Genomic DNA, 238 nt, shown 5'->3' with positions numbered 1-238 from the left:
GCGCCAGCGGCGACTGGCACTTCAAGAACCCGGTCTCGGAGGTCGGCGGCGCCGAAGCTGCCACGGACACCAACGGGTACATCTGGGCACACCAGGGCTCGCAGCACGTCGCGTACCAGGGTCGCCAGTTCGACGGGCACGTCCACTAGCTCTGGTACCCTTATTATTACCACTTCCCCCCCCCCCACCCCACCCCCCCCCCCCCCCCCCCCCCCCCCCCCCCCCCCCCCCCCCCCTC

The 238-nt window shown here is 72.3% G+C and carries 1 protein-coding gene; it reads left to right on the top strand.

The annotated features are described in order from the left end of the window. Positions 1–238: hypothetical protein (locus ACPYOG_RS20665; protein WP_481295931.1), on the top strand; the 238-nt coding region annotated here is incomplete at both ends.

This window comes from Leifsonia sp. HAY1-4F, from assembly GCF_056755275.1.
The sequence above is the reverse complement of the archived record's forward strand: the minus strand, read 5'-3'. Positions and strand labels throughout refer to the sequence as shown.